Origin of the sequence: Providencia sp. PROV024, assembly GCF_032709665.1 — a bacterium.
Lineage (GTDB): Bacteria > Pseudomonadota > Gammaproteobacteria > Enterobacterales > Enterobacteriaceae > Providencia > Providencia huashanensis.
In genome coordinates this window covers 3,464,257-3,481,486 of the sequence record NZ_CP120545.1, presented here as the reverse complement: position 1 = coordinate 3,481,486, position 17,230 = coordinate 3,464,257, and the positions used below count along the sequence as shown (strand labels likewise).

Annotated in this window: 15 protein-coding genes; 7 read left to right on the top strand and 8 right to left on the bottom strand. The window is 39.2% G+C overall.

Annotated elements, in window-relative coordinates; all coding sequences use genetic code 11:
• Nucleotides 1–70: 70 nt before the first annotated feature.
• On the bottom strand, nt 71–1,525 hold the full coding sequence (locus P3L56_RS16065) for a glycoside hydrolase family 32 protein (protein WP_166685840.1): 1,455 nt from the start codon (nt 1,523–1,525) through the stop codon (nt 71–73).
• A 185-nt stretch (nt 1,526–1,710) separates the two neighbouring features.
• Here P3L56_RS16065 and P3L56_RS16060 point away from each other — a divergent pair, with 185 nt between their 5' ends.
• The 3 genes from P3L56_RS16060 to purT all read left to right on the top strand — a co-directional run bounded on the left by P3L56_RS16060 (nt 1,711) and on the right by purT (nt 5,036).
• A complete protein-coding gene (locus P3L56_RS16060) occupies nt 1,711–2,658 on the top strand; it encodes an aminoimidazole riboside kinase (protein ID WP_042848892.1) in 948 nt (315 codons plus the stop codon).
• A 170-nt stretch (nt 2,659–2,828) separates the two neighbouring features.
• Nucleotides 2,829–3,755, top strand: a complete 927-nt coding sequence (gene rarD, locus P3L56_RS16055) for an EamA family transporter RarD (protein WP_042848890.1) — start codon at nt 2,829–2,831, stop codon at nt 3,753–3,755.
• A 102-nt stretch (nt 3,756–3,857) separates the two neighbouring features.
• On the top strand, nt 3,858–5,036 hold the full coding sequence (purT, locus tag P3L56_RS16050) for a formate-dependent phosphoribosylglycinamide formyltransferase (RefSeq protein WP_210831884.1): 1,179 nt from the start codon (nt 3,858–3,860) through the stop codon (nt 5,034–5,036).
• 227 nt (nt 5,037–5,263) lie between these two features.
• On the opposite strand, the gene P3L56_RS16045 is transcribed toward purT, so the two are convergent.
• From P3L56_RS16045 to P3L56_RS16020, 6 genes are all read right to left on the bottom strand, one after another.
• Nucleotides 5,264–7,828, bottom strand: coding sequence for a fimbria/pilus outer membrane usher protein (locus P3L56_RS16045; RefSeq protein WP_316927686.1), 2,565 nt, complete (start codon nt 7,826–7,828; stop codon nt 5,264–5,266).
• Between the two features lie 327 nt (nt 7,829–8,155).
• Complete coding sequence (locus P3L56_RS16040; protein ID WP_316927685.1) at nt 8,156–8,701, bottom strand: fimbrial protein; 546 nt, start codon at nt 8,699–8,701, stop codon at nt 8,156–8,158.
• 5 nt (nt 8,702–8,706) lie between these two features.
• Nucleotides 8,707–9,270 (bottom strand): hypothetical protein, encoded by a 564-nt coding sequence (locus tag P3L56_RS16035; protein WP_316927684.1) that lies wholly within the window; start codon nt 9,268–9,270, stop codon nt 8,707–8,709.
• A complete protein-coding gene (locus P3L56_RS16030) occupies nt 9,245–9,415 on the bottom strand; it encodes a hypothetical protein (protein ID WP_316927683.1) in 171 nt (56 codons plus the stop codon). The genes P3L56_RS16035 and P3L56_RS16030 overlap by 26 nt, the downstream gene beginning before the upstream one ends.
• A gap of 31 nt (nt 9,416–9,446) precedes the next feature.
• Nucleotides 9,447–9,821: a molecular chaperone gene (locus P3L56_RS16025; protein WP_316927682.1), complete on the bottom strand. Its 375-nt coding sequence runs from the start codon at nt 9,819–9,821 to the stop codon at nt 9,447–9,449.
• Nucleotides 9,822–9,993: 172 nt separating this feature from the next.
• The gene (locus P3L56_RS16020) at nt 9,994–10,539 is read right to left on the bottom strand and encodes a fimbrial protein (RefSeq protein WP_166686150.1); all 546 of its coding nucleotides are present in this window, start codon (nt 10,537–10,539) and stop codon (nt 9,994–9,996) included.
• Between the two features lie 862 nt (nt 10,540–11,401).
• On the opposite strand from P3L56_RS16020, the gene P3L56_RS16015 reads away from it, so the two are divergent.
• The 4 genes from P3L56_RS16015 to yjiA all read left to right on the top strand — a co-directional run bounded on the left by P3L56_RS16015 (nt 11,402) and on the right by yjiA (nt 15,740).
• Nucleotides 11,402–11,851 carry a WG repeat-containing protein gene (locus tag P3L56_RS16015; RefSeq protein ID WP_166686041.1) on the top strand — a complete coding sequence of 150 codons (450 nt, stop codon included), beginning with the start codon at nt 11,402–11,404 and terminating at the stop codon, nt 11,849–11,851.
• A gap of 430 nt (nt 11,852–12,281) precedes the next feature.
• The gene (locus P3L56_RS16010) at nt 12,282–14,435 is read left to right on the top strand and encodes a carbon starvation CstA family protein (protein WP_042848244.1); all 2,154 of its coding nucleotides are present in this window, start codon (nt 12,282–12,284) and stop codon (nt 14,433–14,435) included.
• A 102-nt stretch (nt 14,436–14,537) separates the two neighbouring features.
• Nucleotides 14,538–14,741 (top strand): YbdD/YjiX family protein, encoded by a 204-nt coding sequence (locus P3L56_RS16005; RefSeq protein ID WP_042848243.1) that lies wholly within the window; start codon nt 14,538–14,540, stop codon nt 14,739–14,741.
• Nucleotides 14,742–14,777: 36 nt separating this feature from the next.
• Complete coding sequence (gene yjiA / locus P3L56_RS16000; RefSeq protein ID WP_048608108.1) at nt 14,778–15,740, top strand: GTPase; 963 nt, start codon at nt 14,778–14,780, stop codon at nt 15,738–15,740.
• 106 nt (nt 15,741–15,846) lie between these two features.
• Here the strand turns inward: yjiA and P3L56_RS15995 are convergent, their stop codons facing one another.
• On the bottom strand, nt 15,847–17,166 hold the full coding sequence (locus tag P3L56_RS15995; RefSeq protein ID WP_198860875.1) for a serine dehydratase subunit alpha family protein: 1,320 nt from the start codon (nt 17,164–17,166) through the stop codon (nt 15,847–15,849).
• Between the last annotated feature and the right edge of the window lie 64 nt (nt 17,167–17,230).

Below are 17,230 nucleotides of genomic sequence, written 5' to 3'. Positions count from 1 at the left end.
GCTATTTCAAGAGGTTGTTGGCTAGTGGTGTAGTAACAGCTTCTTAATATTTCCAACAGAACTTCTCTACTTATACGATAGCCTTTTCGAGATGCCAATAGGTTGCTTTCTCTAACTTTGCTTGGTTATTTATTGCAAATAGTTTTAAATCTCGCTCCCCCTCATGTGGGTAGATACGGCAACTAAAATTAATGTCACCATCATTAATGAATATTTCAAGACTGGAGCGGTCAACAAAAGCATGTATTTTTAGCTGCTGGGTTTCAGGTAATGGAACACTGCGGCTATCACTAATTGTATATTCAGGATAATGGCGCATTAAGGTTAATCGTTGGTTTTGGTTATCAATATAAAATTGCACTCCGTAACCAATCCAAAAACCAAATTTCTCCGCGGGGCTCTGTTGTAAATCCCAAATAAGTTCTAGTTCACAACTGGAGGCATCTTCATTCACTAAAACCGTTGTGTTCTTTTCTAAATTTATTGTGGATAAGTGCGTAGTGGATTGCCGTAAAGACTTTAATTCTTCAATAGGTCTAGAAATAATTTTGCCTTGTTCATTAAGAGTAAGCTCTCTGGGTAAAGTAAAACAACCTGACCACCCATCTTTTTGGGATGGCATATGACTTTCCCACATATCCATCCAAGCTATTGCAATACGGCGACCATCTTTCGATAAAAAAGTTTGTGGTGCGTAAAAATCCTGCCCAAAATCTAATTCGGTAAATTGGTGAGTAATTGTATAAGGGGAGTTTGGTGACCAATTCCCGACTAAATAACCATTTTGAAAAAGATTACGATATTGGTACTTTTCAGCTTTTTTCCCTTGAGGTGAAAATAAAGCAATAAAATGTTTCCCTAGAGGAAAAAAATCAGGGCATTCCCACATATAAACACCCTTATCATCAGTTTTAGCCAGCACTTGGTAGTTTTGATCCCAATTTAATAAGTCTGAAGTGCTAAATAAGAGTATTTGACCATGATTATGGGGATCTCTTGCACCGACCACCATCCACCACTTATTGTTTTGCTGCCAAACTTTTGGATCACGGAAATGCATAAACCCTTCAATTGGCGGAATGACAACTCCTTTTTTTTCAAAATGAATACCATCTGTACTAATCGCAACGCATTGAGACTGAATAATTTGGCTGTCATCACCTTGATTACCCAACCAAATATGACCCGTGTAGAACAGATAGAGTTCACCGTTATGGCTAACTGCGGAACCCGAAAAACAGCCATCACGGTCATACTCTTCACTAGGTGCTAATGCAATAGGTTGGTGCTGCCAGTGGACCATATCAGTACTTGTTGCATGCCCCCAATGCATAGGCCCCCAGCTAGCGCTAAATGGATGATGTTGATAAAAAGCATGATATTGACCTTGGTGATAAATCAACCCATTTGGGTCATTCATCCAGCCAGCAAAAGGAGCGAGATGATATTGAGGATAGAATTGAAAATCTAGGTTTTTTCTTGATGTTTGAATGGTGTTATTCGCTAATTCAAGTTGATTTTTCATTGTGCTTCCTTAGTTATTTCCCCATACCGAAATGGATAAATAAGATGAGATAACTCGTGCGTTTCTTTAATGATGTATTTATACTAATGTTAACGTTAACAGTTTGCTAGTGAAAATTTCATTAGTAGGTAATGTATATATTCATTAATAGATAATAAAAACACGTAGTCAGTAAAGGAGATATGATGAAAGTCTGGGCTTTAGGCGATGCAGTAATTGATTTGCTCCCCCTTAAAGGGATGCAATATGAAGCTTGTGCTGGTGGAGCCCCCGTTAATGTCGCCGCTGGCGTTGCACGTTTAGGGCAAAACAGTGGTTTTATTGGCAGGGTAGGGGAAGAGGCTTTTGGGCATTTTATGCAGAAAACCTTATTTGAACTAGGAGTGGATACCAGTGCGATGGAGTTTGATGACAAATATAAAACGAGTACCGTTTTAGTATCATTACATGAAAATGGTGAACGTGAATTTTCTTTTTTAGTTTCCCCTTCAGCAGATCAATTTTTAACTGCAAAAAACTTACCTAAATTTGGTAATGATATTTTGCACTTTTGCTCATTAGCATTGGTACATGAAACCTGTCGGGCATCGTTATCAACAGCAATAAAAAATATACAGCAAACAGGGGGATTACTGAGTTTTGATATCAATATTCGCCCACAAATGTGGGCTGATCCCGATGAAATGCATTGTGTTATCGATACTTTTGCAACGCAAGCAGATATTTTAAAACTATCGGATGATGAATTATTGTGGCTAACAAAGGAGAGCTGTTTTGATGATGCGATTTCTAAATTACAAAAGTATCCTGCCAGTTTAAAAATAGTCACTCAAGGCGCTAAAGGTTGCCAAGTATTTACGTCCTACACATCTATAGCAGTTAGTGCCTATTTAGTTGATAGCATTGATACAACAGGGGCTGGCGATGCTTTTATGGCGGGTTTACTTGCGGGAGTTTCTCAATATGGTTTGTCAAATACTGGCGACAGCTTAATGAAAATTATTTCTCAAGCGTCAGCTTGTGGAGCTTTGGCAACGACTAAAAAAGGGGCGATTTCAGCAGCGCCAACGCAACAAGAATTAATCGAATTTATACAACAGCAACCACTATTATCCCAAAGAGAAATCCTTTGAAAAGTATCTATATGGAAGGTAAATAGAAGATGGTTGCCTAATCCACTTTTATTTATATTTACTTCGATATAAATCGACCAATATTGGAGGTGCAATCAGTTTTATTTTCTATATTTTGGCGTATGATACGAAGCTAATTTCACTTAATTAGTTTTTATTGCGGGTAAACTATGTTGCTGCGTTCAGGAGTGGCTCTTGCCATTTTTTCTTATATTCTATGGGGTATAACACCGTTATTTTACCGTTTACTTCCTGGCGCCGAACCTTTAGAACTACTTGCTGAACGTCTTATTTGGTCAGTACCAATACTTTTTTTTATTCGTTTAATTATTAAGAATAAATCTTTATGGGGCCAAGTCTGGGCTGACAAAAAATCAATTGTTTTATGTTTCTTTAGCTCATCGATTATGGCTATTTCATGGACTGCATTCACTTATGCGTTAACTCATGGACAAGTTCTAGCGGCAAGTTTGGGATATTTTATTAACCCTTTATTTTCAATTTTACTCGGGGTTATCTTTCTCAGAGAGCGACTTGTCTTTTCTGAAAAAATGGCCGTTATTTTTATATGTGCCGGTGTCGGTTATCAAATATGGCAGTATGGCGAACTACCTATTCTAGCGTTAGTGATGGGGAGCGCATTTGCGATATATGGATTAATACGTAAATTTATTCGGTTTGATGTCATTACTTCTTTATTTTTAGAAGCTCTTTGGTTATTGCCAATAGCAATAGGAATAACTTGGTGGTTAAACTCAAATGGTTTAAGTGCGGTAGCAGAAGGGGATTGGCAAGTTAAAATTCTTTATATGCTAGCGGCTCCGGTAACGATTATCCCATTGCTATTTTTCACGGCTGCAATTAAAAGAACTTCATTGACTGTAATTGGTTTAGCACAGTATATAGAACCCACAATCCAATTTTTACTTGCGGTATTTTTATTTAATGAGCTATTTGATTGGGTAAAAGGTGTCAGCTTCTCATTAATATGGATTGGTTTGATGTTCTGTATTTTAGCGATTTTGCGCAAGCAATATACTAAGTTCTCTCATAAAGATCCCTTTATTACTGGGCGTGATAAGACACCATTAGGCTAGATACTAGGCTCAGCATTCATGAACTTTGTTTCCTCTGATAGTAAAAGCAAACGATTGCGTATATAATCACATTTATTATTTTTGCGGATAAGGTCATTAATCATGAATCAATTGGGTACTGCGCTGTGCGCTTCAGCAACCAAAGTCATGTTGCTTGGGGCGGGTGAACTGGGTAAGGAAGTCGCTATTGAATGCCAACGTTTAGGCATTGAGGTGATTGCTGTTGATAGATACGATAATGCGCCAGCTATGCACATTGCTCACCGCAGTTACACAATTAACATGCTTAATGGCGAAGCATTAAAACAGCTTGTTGCCTTAGAAAAACCTGATTTTATTGTCCCTGAAATTGAAGCTATTGCGACAAAAACCTTAGTTGAACTGGAAGAACAAGGGCAAAGAGTCGTGCCATCTGCGAAAGCCGTTTTTCTTACCATGGACAGAGAAGGGGTACGTCGCTTGGCAGCGGAAACACTTCATTTACCGACCTCTGATTACCGATTTGTTGAAAATAAAGCGGATTTTATTACTGCAGCAGAGAAAATCGGTTTTCCTTGTATTGTAAAACCAGTCATGAGTTCGTCAGGAAAAGGGCAGAGTGTTATCCGCTCGGCAGCAGAATTAGAACAAGCATGGGAATATTCTCAACAAGGTGGGCGCACGGGACAGGGCCGCGTTATTGTTGAAAAAATGGTTAATTTTGATTTTGAGATCACCTTGTTAACAGTCAGTGCAGTTGATGGCATTCATTTTTGTGCTCCTGTTGGTCATCGCCAAGAGAAAGGGGATTATCGTGAGTCTTGGCAACCTCAACAAATGAGTGATATTGCATTGAGGAAAGCACAAGAGGTTGCCCAAAAAATAGTTAGCGCATTGGGAGGCTATGGGGTATTTGGTGTTGAGTTATTTGTGTGCGCAGATGAGATCATTTTTAATGAAGTCTCACCTCGCCCTCACGATACAGGAATGGTGACGTTAATTTCACAAAATTTATCTGAATTTGCCTTACATGTTCGGGCTTTCCTAGGGTACCCAATAGGCGCAATTCGTCAATATGGGCCAAGTGCTTCTGCGGTTATTTTACCTGAATTGCATAGCAGCGATGTGGTATTTGGTCATATTGATACTGCATTTGGGTCGGATATCCAGTTACGTTTATTTGGTAAACCTGAAATTGCAGGAACTCGTCGACTCGGGGTTGCTTTAGCTGTTGCTGATTCTATTGAACAAGCATTGGAAATGGCTAAGACTGCGGCTGATAAAGTTAAAGTATCAGGTTGATTTCTAATAAAAAGAGCTCATTCACATTATATGAATGAGCTTTTAACTATTAAGAATTAAAATGATAACGAAGGGTTATTCAAGAAAAAATTTTGTTGTAAAGCAGCAGTGGTTATCTCTCTGATAAATGGTATAAGTCATAAGCTTGCACTAATATGACGGTACCTGCATAATTTTAAAAAAGAATTTAATTGTTGCATTAGGTTATACTTTTTTATTTTAGGCGACTACTGGCATTCCGCCGTTAAAGTTCTTACTGGCGAATCTGCAGTAACTGCAATCGTGTCTAATGCAGAATAGTTAATGGTACACTGACCCGATTGACCACCCCATTTAACGTTAATACGACCAGTATTTGGTAACCCACTCATGTAAAGTTGGCCATTTGAACCCACAATTCCGGTATTGATATCGTTTTCATCGTCTTCTGATACTAACGTCGCGATCGCCCCAAAAGGTGGGATTTTCCCCGTGGCTTTCAGATTAATAATCGCTTGATAACCAATTTTGGTTTTAAACTTACGCTTAATAACCGCCCCTTCCGTTGGATATACCATCATCGAGGTGTCTTTAAAGGTCGTATCATCCGGTAATGTGTTCACATTAACCGCAATTTGGTTAGCCGTGTTACTGGATAACTGAGGAATAATGGCATTCCCAAAGCGGTCAAATTGCGCGCCAGAGGATAATGACGCCCCTTTTGCCCCCTCTGCGGTGATAATCGCAATCGTATCCCCCACGTTTGGCGATAATGTGACCCCATCTGAATGCGCAACTACACCGCCACTTAGGGTACCGTTCATTGAGCGACTCATATCTGAATAGCTGTAACCAGCTGATAATGTTGCATTATTCGCGGAGTAAGTCCCATTCAGGCTTCCCCCGTAATTGTTATTATAACTGTCATAGTTCTGATAAAGACCATAACTAAAGCGGCTATTCATCGCGCTACCAGTTAACCCTACTTGATGACGAGTTTCACCGTGCTGATCTACACTGACCCCATAACGCGCGCTCATGGTTTGTGCCATTTCACTGTTCGTCAATAAGCTGAGCGGCACAGACACATCAAAGGAAACCACGCGGTTCTCAGGCCAAGTATTGTTATAGCTCTTCACGCGGTCAACCATATAACTGAGACTATAAGAAACCCCTTTATAGTTATTGTTATAAGACATCCCAACCGAGGTATTTGAGTTTTGGCCGCCCCAATAAGTATTTTTTGACGCTCTTAAAGAAAGGGAACCATAAGAGTCAAAAGATTGGTTAATTGAGGTTTGGAAACTATAACGTTGACGCGCTCCCGTCCAAGGCGCTAAGTCATCTTTAATCGCATAACCGGCATTATTGTAATCTGAGAACGAATAGAAGTTCTCAGAGGTATAACGTAATGCCGTTAAGTCAAATGAGGTCCCTGTTGACAACAAACTTTTTGAGTAACGGATACGATAGGATTGCCCTTTGAGGCTTTTCCCTGAAAATCGAGCATCCGAGTGGGTAATATCGGTAGATAACGCCCCTAATACACCCAACGATAAGCCGACCCCACCCACAAAGGAGTTATACCCATTAGAAACTAACACCCCACCATAGGTGGTAATGTTATGTGGTAGCCCGATGCTGAAGGAACCAAGCGTAAAGTTTTTCCGCTCAGAGTCCACGGCAATTCCGCCATTGTAACGACCCGCGGAAATTTCATAATTATAAGCGCCTTGGCGCTCCATCATTGGCAGCGAGGAATAAGCCTGAGTGAAAACAGTTTGTTTGCCATTTTCTTCTTCAACCGTGACTTCCATGTCCCCGGCTAAGCCGCTGGCAGGGATGTCACGAATAATAAAACGCCCAGGCGCCACAAAAGTTTGGTAGACCACACTGCCGTTCTGGCGCACGGTGACAGTCGCATTGGTGTTCGCCACCCCTTCCACTATAGGTGCAAACCCTTGCATACTGCTAGGGTCAAGCTGAGGGTTTGATTTTAGCGTGGCGCCTTTCATAGGAATGGCGTCAAAAATATTCCCACCGGTCGAGATTTCCCCGGCTTTTAGCGTTGATTTAATCGCATTAATGGTGCGATAGATATAAGTATTGGAAAAGTTGGAGTCACTTGTGCTGGAAGACCCACTGCTTTTACTGTAGTTATATAAATAGCTCGTTCTTAGGCGCCATGGCCCCATGTTGATCCCTGCATTGATATTACTAAACAGAGAATCACTGGTTCCTGCTTTTTGGTGATATTTGCCCAGTTGGCGGTTATTACTGTAGTTAAAGACATAGTCCATCACTAACGCAGTAACACCATCATCGCGCAATTCAGGCGGTACATAGCCTGCAAAGTTTGGCACCATGGCAATTTGAGGGACGGATAAATTCACCGTCAGCGTTTGTACATCAAAGGTGATGGCAGCATCGGCAATGTAACTGGATAAGTTTTCAATCTTCGTGTCTTCACTCAAATCTCTTAACTTGGGCAGAGATGCCGTATTAACACCCAGTTTTTTCAGTTCGCCGACTGTAAAGACGGGGGCAACATGACCATCTTGCTGTTTTTCAAATGCGAGATTAAATTCCCCTGACGGGATCATGTTAACATTAACGACCACGTCATAGACGCCGGGCGTTAATGTATTGTTATCCGCAAAGTCATTTAAATCGAGTTGAGAAACGTCTATCCCACTGCCGTGCATTAATAGGCCGGGGTCAAAATACGATTCGGCATGCATAAAAGAGGGGGCCATTGCATAGCAACAAATAAAGACCTCTAATGCAATTAATTTTATTTTTATCCCTTTCACTGCATCACCTTTCGTTATTTATTCTTGTTATTTATGTTTCAATCGATGTTTATTCTATGGATTGAGGAGGTAATTCCATTAAATATTCATCGGTAAATCGCCATTCTATTTTTCCAGCTTGCGAGTGAACTTCATTTGTTTCGCTAAATAGTTTTTTTGTTTATTTAATCGATTTAAGGCGATATGGATATTTAAAATAGAAATTAATGTCGAGTTAAAATCTATTTTCTATTTTAATTTATTATTAATAACAAGATTATTTCTTAATGGAAATTTATAATGAAATATAATTATAAATGGTTATATTCAATAAATGTTATCTATATATTAATCGGCATAATAGCCAATAGTTAATGTTGCAGAGAAATCACCATCGCTAGGGTTGCAATTGCTTTCAGCGCAACGTAATTTGGCTGTCACCATTTTTGTTTCACTGACACTTTGAATATTATCCCAAATTATTGAGGCTGCATCTGGCTTTAATAATGAGTTCTGATTAACATCAATAACCCGATTTCCTTCTAATAACTGAACACCGATGACACCATTTGGGTTATCATTGAAGAAGTTTTTGCTGCCATTTAATGTATTACCTGATGCTAAATAAACCGCCGCCGTTTTTTGATCCGTCGTAGTACAATTTCTTAAACCAATCGAGAAATTCTTTGCCACCGTATCCTTTTTAATTTCACTGACGGTTGTGACACCAGATGCATTACCAAATATAATTTCATTTGGGACATCAATTTCACAGGTCTTAGCTAAAAATAAAACAGAAAATTGGTATTCTACTTTGTAATCATCTGCCGCCATCACGGGGTAATGCATGAGGAGCATTAAAAAAGTCAGTAACCCCTGTTTTATTTTTTTCATGGCTCTTAATCCTGATAATATTCAAAAGTAACCGCAGCATTAGCATCGCCTGGCTTAACGTTATTCTCTCGTTTGACAAGGCTAACTTGGTAATTCACAACAATTGAATCGCTGGTTGTGGAAGGAAATGTGGAAATCCCTTCATCTTTCACCGCCTGACAATTTTGGTTGTTATTGTCGCAGGATTCAAGTAAAAAACCCGTTTTAGTTGTATCTGCTAATCCAAAAAAAATACCATTATTAAATGTTGTTGATGCGGCCGATTTAGATTTTATTTTAATTTTCTTTTCAGTACCTGCCGGGAAATTCTGACAAGTAATGGTATAAGAAAAACTTTCAGTTTTTATCGGTTGATTAATTGAGCTTTCGTCAACATCAGATGCTGTTAGCATTCCACTTTTATTAAAATCAATATATTTATCTAACTCACTGTTATCATCAAACTCACAAGTTCCTTTTATGATTTTGGTTTTGAACTGTATTTGCCCATTCTGAGCAATAATTGAGCCTGAGAATACAATGACACTTAGCGCTAATATCCCTTTACTCAACAGTCCCATGATATTCATTGTATCCTCCAAGGTCGTTGATAACAGCCCACTTAACAGCGCCCACTTTTGATTGAGAAACAAAGTTCATTTCAGCAAATGGGGCAATAACATTATTTTGTTTATTAAGCTTAATCGCTTTGTTATTAACAGATAAACCAGCCAAATTGATATATTAAGGCGAGTTATTGACTACCTTAACGCCATTGGAAGGTACTTTTAGTTTTGATGCCTTTAAATGCTTCTTCTTGCTGCATCGGCAGATTAGCCGGTCGATAGAAAATTTTAATAACACTTTCTAACCCGACTTTTACCCCATCCGCTTTATCGGATTCAGGGACATTTCTTGAGTGAAAGTAATACATACTTTCACGATCTTTTGGAAACTTGTGTGTGAGCGCTTTTATTTTAATAATATTACGTTGTTTTGGCGCTAATTTAAAAATAGAAGGCGTAATGACAAAGTAACCTTCAGAAGGTGTTTTGCTATCTAATTTTTGTGTAATAAAACTGGCGACTAAATACGATTTACTGTCTTCATTTCGTGCAGTAAGCAGAGTTTGTTGCTTCATCAATAACAATACGGGTTTGACTTAAACCGACACCCGCTTGAGAAGAAAACGAAAAAGCAAATAAGATAAAAAGTAAGGATTTTAATTTTAGCATTCTTTTTTTTCTCTTATAATTTGCAGGCAGTAATAAATAACTGCCTGCTTTACTAGCTAAATTAACGCACGACGGTGATTAGTCGTATGCTACGCTGAATGTTACTGGCACATTTAAGTTTTGTGCGACAGCATCAGAAGCCGTTGCGTACAGACCAGCAACAACTGGGATGATGTAGTCATTTTTACCGGTTATTTTCAGGTCAGTAATTTCAGTTGCAATGTTAGGTTTAACTTCAGTTTTTGCTTTACCAGCAGCTAATTTAACACCGATTTGTGATGCTTGAGCGTCAGCAAACATATCTGAGTGACCAGTTAATGCTTCACCTGTTGCTAAGATAGAAACAGTCGTTGCATCAGCAGTTTGGTTTGCAGAATCGTCATAAACTTTAGTACAGTTATTTAAAACTAAGTTAAAGTTTGCTTCAGATAATGCTTTAGTTGTGTCTAGGTTTTCAGTTGAGTGTGTACCTAAGCTAACTAAATCTTTAGAAGCGCTGATATCACAAGTTGCAGCAACTAAACGTGCATTAAAGTTAACAGTTGCATCTTGTGCAGCAAAAGCTTGAGAAGAAAGAGTAGCAACCGCGAATGCACCAACTAAAGCAAGTTTATTCAATTTCATAATAATCATTCCTAAGTATGTGAGAACGTCTTAATTTAAAGATTAAATTAATGGGTATATAAATTTTAGAATTACAGATTAAGTTTTTATTTTATTAATGAAGATTTAATATGATTTATCTCATTATTAAATCCAAAAAATAAATACATTTATTTGGCTATTTAATAAAAAATTAAATTAGCTTAGGGTTAAAAACTTAATTTTAAAATATCTTTATGTCTATTTAATTAACTCTTGTCTACCAGAGTTCGTGGATAATATTAATTCTACTCATATAGGTTGTCAAACCGGTGGGAAATCCATTTTTATGGTTTTCAAATAGTTTTCAAATTGTTATTTTCATCTGATATCAATAAGTTATGTGTTTTATATGTAACTTAACTGATATTTAGAGAGGTATTTCAGTGTTATATACCAAGAATGCGTTCATTGTTGAGTTTATTCAGATATAAATACCGAAATTAATATTTGTACATAATTTGTCGCTAAAAATAACACACAAGATGCGTATGCGGGCTAAATGTTACGAATAACTACGAGGTGTGATAAAAATACCTTTTATTGATTTTCTATTAACACTTAAATTAATCTTGATCATTTTTTAGTAACGTACATAGAACACCATTAATTAAAAGAAGATAGTTGTTAGCCTCATCGAAATAGGGGGAAATGTGAAAACAATGTTTTTTCTATTTTCTCTCTGGGATTATTCTTATAAAAATTTGCTATTTCTGTTTATTCTGAGTTTCACACGGGGAGATACTCGTTATAGTATCTAGTGTATAAGTGAAATCACTAAGCGATAGTGTCTGATTATCATAAAGAACAATTGATACAGGCTGACTTAAAACAAGGGAAAACCATGATGCATTATTTTATAAGTGTTCTTTCATTAGTTTTTGTCTCTTTTTTGTCTGTTGGGCAAGGTCTTGATGAACAATTTCGTTTATGGGTTTCTGGTGAGAAAGACAATATTCAGTGTTTTGACAACCAATCTTATTTTCAATATTGCTTACGCAAACTACCGAATAAGGGGTTAGTTGTGGTCGATAAGAAGGGGGATGAGGTTTATCAACTTTATTATTTTGATAATTGGCCTGATGAACCTCAAGAGGGGTTATATCGGTTTCGTAAAGGGAACAAAATAGGTTTTGCAGACGAAGTCACAGGGAAAATTGTATTCGATGCTATTTATGATTGTGCTTACCCTTTTAAAGGTGGGAAAGCGAAAGTCGGTATTGGTTGTGAAACACAAACGGATGGCGAGCACAATTGGTGGACAGGTGGTAAATGGACAACAATTACTCACTAGTAACGTGTTTTGATATTTAAACACATTAATTACGAATGATTGGCTGTTTTTACGTTTTATTTGCCATTTATTTACAATAATACTCATTTTAGTTAATTAATTTATAGTAATTAACTAATTGAAAACTAATTGTAATTGTTATTTAGATCACAGTTTTTATCTTGTTTACCCCCCCTAAAAACCATTCACAGCAAAAAATAAACCGCTTAAGTCTGTATAACACCGCTTAGCATAACTTTAAACAATGACGGCGTATAATTTATTACCATAGACCCCATGGCAGAACTCATTTTTATTTTTACCGTTCAACCACTGCCAATAAAAAATCATCAGTGATGAATGACACGCTAGCAATAAATAGTTATCCATTTTTCACTGATGGTAAATACAAAATCAAAGGCATGTTCGTTTTACCTCAGAAGGGTGTTCTATGAACAAAAATGGCATTTTAAAGCATATTCCGTGGATGATCCTTGGAATTATTGGTGCAGTCTGTTTAGGTGTAGTCGCGCTTAGACGTGGCGAGCACATCAGTGCGCTATGGATAGTTGTTGCTTCTGTAGCGGTCTATCTCATTGCATATCGATATTACAGTTTATACATCGCTAAAAAAGTGATGAAGTTGGATGAAACTCGTGCAACACCCGCCGTCATTAATAATGATGGATTAAATTATGTACCAACAAATAAAAACGTTCTTTTTGGTCACCACTTTGCCGCAATTGCAGGGGCGGGGCCATTAGTTGGACCGGTGCTTGCTGCTCAAGTTGGTTATTTACCCGGTACGTTATGGTTATTGGCCGGGGTTGTGCTTGCGGGCGCGGTGCAAGACTTTATGGTGTTGTTTATTTCTTCACGCCGTAATGGGGCATCATTAGGGGAGATCGTTAAGGAAGAGTTGGGGCCAATCCCTGGTACTCTAGCACTTTTTGGTTGCTTCCTTATTATGATCATTATTCTTGCTGTATTAGCATTGATTGTGGTGAAAGCTCTAGCGGAAAGTCCATGGGGGGTATTCACTGTTTGTTCTACAGTACCAATCGCATTGTTTATGGGGATATATATGCGATATATCCGGCCGGGACGTGTGGGTGAAGTTTCGGTTATTGGTATTGTATTACTTGTCGCATCAATCTGGTTCGGTGGGGTGATTGCTCATGACCCATATTGGGGACCTGCACTGACCTTTAAAGATACAACTATTACTTATGCATTAGTTGGCTATGCATTCATTTCTGCATTATTACCTGTTTGGTTAATTTTAGCGCCACGTGACTATTTAGCGACCTTCTTAAAAATTGGGGTCATCGTGGGTTTAGCCATCGGTATTGTTATTCTTAACCCTGAACTGAAAATGCCAGCAGTAACACAATTCGTTGATGGAACTGGCCCAGTTTGGAAAGGAACATTATTCCCATTCTTGTTCATTACCATTGCATGTGGTGCCGTATCTGGTTTCCACGCATTAATTTCTTCGGGAACAACTCCGAAATTATTAGCAAACGAAAAAGATGCGCGCTATATCGGTTATGGTGCCATGTTAATGGAATCTTTCGTTGCTGTTATGGCGCTGGTTGCTGCTTCAATTATCGAGCCTGGTCTGTATTTTGCTATGAATACACCGCCAGCGGCTTTAGGTATTACAATGCCTAACTTGCACGAACTCGGTGGGCCTGACGGCGCAGCTATTATGGCTCAACTGAAAGATGTTTCTGTTCATGCGGCGGCAACAGTCAGCTCTTGGGGCTTCGTAATTTCACCTGAACAAATTATGCAAACGGCGAAAGATATTGGTGAGCCGTCTGTTTTGAACCGTGCGGGTGGTGCGCCAACTTTAGCTGTCGGTATTGCATTTGTATTCCATGAAATTATGCCAGCGGCAAATATGGGCTTCTGGTATCACTTTGGGATCTTGTTTGAAGCGCTGTTTATCTTAACTGCACTTGATGCAGGAACTCGTTCTGGCCGCTTTATGCTGCAAGATTTGTTAGGTAACTTTGTTCCATTCCTGAAGAAAACGGACTCATTGGTTGCGGGTATTATCGGTACCGCAGGGTGTGTTGGTCTATGGGGTTACTTACTGTATCAAGGCGTTGTTGACCCTCTGGGTGGTGTTAAGAGCTTATGGCCATTGTTCGGTATCTCCAACCAGATGTTAGCTGCGGTTGCATTAGTCTTAAGTACAGTTGTTCTGATTAAGATGAAGCGCAGTAAATATATAATGGTTACCGTATTACCAGCAGTATGGTTATTAATCTGTACTACTTGGGCGCTAGGTCTGAAACTATTCAGTGATAATCCACAATTAGAAGGCTTCATGTATTTAGCTAAATCTTATAAAGATAAGATTGCAGCGGGTGGTGCGGAATTAACGGCACAAGAAATTACTAATATGAATCACATTATTATTAATAACTACACCAATGCTGGCTTGAGTGTTCTATTCTTAGTGGTTGTTTACGGTATCATTTTCTATGGTATCCGCGTCGGGATGAAAGCACACAAAAATCCGCAGCGTACAGATAAAGAAACACCTTATGTTCCTGTACCGAAAGAGGGCGTGAAAGTTTCATCTTCACATTAAGTCACCCTTCAATCATGCTGAGTTACCGAAAGGTACTCGGCAACTGAAAGGTCGCCCTACATTGTGTATTCATAATGTAGGGCATTTACATTGGAGAGACTGATGTTTGGAAACCTCGGCAAAACAGGTAAGTACCTTGGGCAAGCTGCGCGTATGTTAATCGGTATCCCTGACTATGATACTTATGTGCAGCATATGAAAGATAATCATTCCGATAAACCGGTGATGACGTATAACGAGTTTTTTCGTGAAAGGCAGGATGCACGATATGGTGGCAGTGGCAAAGGCGGGTTTCGCTGCTGTTAATGATTACTTCGGTAAATGAATGCGGTGGGGGTAATAATGAAACCAATTAATGTCACAATTTTAACCGGTTTTCTCGGTGCAGGTAAAACGACACTCCTTAGTCATATTCTTCATACAGAGCATGGCCATAAAATAGCGGTGATTGAAAATGAATTTGGTGAAGTGCCTATCGATAATGCATTAATTGGCGATCGAGCGACACAAATTACCACATTAAGTAATGGATGTATTTGTTGCAGTCGTTCCAATGAATTAGAAAATGCATTATTAGACCTATTAGATGGGTTGGATAGTGGGAAATTAGACTTTGACCGTTTAGTGATTGAATGTACTGGCATGGCAGATCCAGGGCCAATTACTCAGACGTTTTTTTCCCATGAGGTATTGTGTGAACGTTATTTGTTAGATGGTATTATTACTTTAGTGGATGCCGTTCATGCAGAGAAACAACTGAATGATTTTGCTATTGCTCAAGCGCAAATTGGTTATGCTGACCGCATTTTACTCACCAAAACAGATATTGAGCCGAATACTGAAGCTTTAATTGAACGCCTACAACGGATCAATGCGAGAGCTCCGATTTACCCTGTTATTCATGGGGACATCAATTTAAATTTATTATTAGATATTGAAGGTTTTTTACTCGATTCAACACTGAATGTGAAACAACCTACTTTCCGTTTTGCACCTAAACAACAAAACGAGGTGGGGTCGATTGTACTTGAATTTGATTACCCTGTTGAACTGATGGAAGTTTCCCAAGTGATGGAAGATTTGTTGCTCAGTTTTGCTGATAATCTATTGCGGTATAAAGGTATTTTATCCATTAAGGATGAACCTAAGCGGCTCTTATTTCAAGGGGTTCAGCGTCTTTATAGTGCAGATTGGGATAGAGATTGGGAAGAGGGTGAACAACGTAGCAGTGTGTTAGTCTTTATTGGCATCGACCTTCCTGAAGCGATGATCCGTGAAAAATTTGCGGCATTAGAAGCCAAATAAAGCATGGCTGAAAAACGGATTTAAAGCGGTTTATTTCAACGAAAAGTCATTAGCGCTGATGGGGAGCAATGAACTTTAAGGTACCATCAGCGTTCAAGATGAAGAATTAACGTGCTTTAGCAGCCATAATCTCAATGATTTGCACATCCGTATATTTCATTGAACCAGCAGCAAGTGAGCATAAATTAGCGATAGATTGGTCAACATCGTCAGAAACAATCCCATCAGACCCTTTGACACAGCTATTATCTAACGCCATGAGTACGGCTTTATAGGCTGCACTTGCACTCGTGGAAACTTTCATTGCACAACTGTTTGATGCACCGTCGCAAATCATCCCACTGACATCGCCAATCATGCTAGAAATTGCCATAGCGACAACTTCATAGCGGGATTCTAATAACCAGGCTATCCCCGCGGCAGCACCCATTGCAGCGGTAGTTGCTGCACATAGCGCCGACAGGGCTGGGAGTTGATTATGGATGTAAATTGCCATTAGGTGCGACAACATTAATGCACGAGCCAGTTGCTCCTCAGAGGACTGTAAATAATCGGCGGTGACAACAACAGGCATGGTTGCGGCAATACCTTGGTTACCCGAACCTGAGTTGCTCATCGCGGGTAAAACGGCCCCTCCCATACGCGCATCAGAGGCTGCGGAGGTGCGGATCATAATTTCTGACATTAGATCTTTTGACAGCAAGCCACGGTCACGTTGAGTTTGCAGTGTTTTACCAATATGTAAACCATAGACATTACGTAGCCCTTCTTGAGATAACGCTTCATTTAAATGTGCGGCTTCTAAGATGAAACGAATATCTTCCAGTGGTGCTTGGGTCGCAAATTGATAAACTGACTTCGCGGTGACAGGGGGAAGGGCAACATCTGCTGCACAGTCAGCAGCATCATCGGATTGAGGTTTGTTTAATGTAGCATCGAAGCATATTTGCTGGTTATGAATGATTTTAACGATATTTGTGTGAGAACCCGCAATAATAACGGTAGCTGAACCCGTTTGTGTATACACCGTTGCTTCTGAATATATAACGTCACTGCATGGATGTTTAATATCAACGGTGATAGCTCCTTGTTCTAACATCGTTTTACTTAGCGCAATGGCCTGCGCTGATGCGGATTTTAGAACTTCTAAACCCGCTTCTGCATCACCGCCAATGGCGCCTAATGCTGCTGCGATAGGCAAACCCACCATACCGGTTCCAGGAATGGTGACACCCATACCATTTTTCATTAAGTTTGGTGAAACGAAGGCACAAACACGAATAACTTGCCCATCAAGGAGGGACGCCGCTTTAGCCGCTGCATATGCCAATGAAATTGGCTCAGTACAACCTAAGGCTGGCTTGACTTCTTGTTTTACCGCATTGATAAAATATTGCCAAAGTAATGGTTGTGATTGAGCATGCATGGCAAGTCCCCCTTAATAAAATCTTTTTTGATTTTGTTATTTTAAACAACACGCTGGAGAAAAA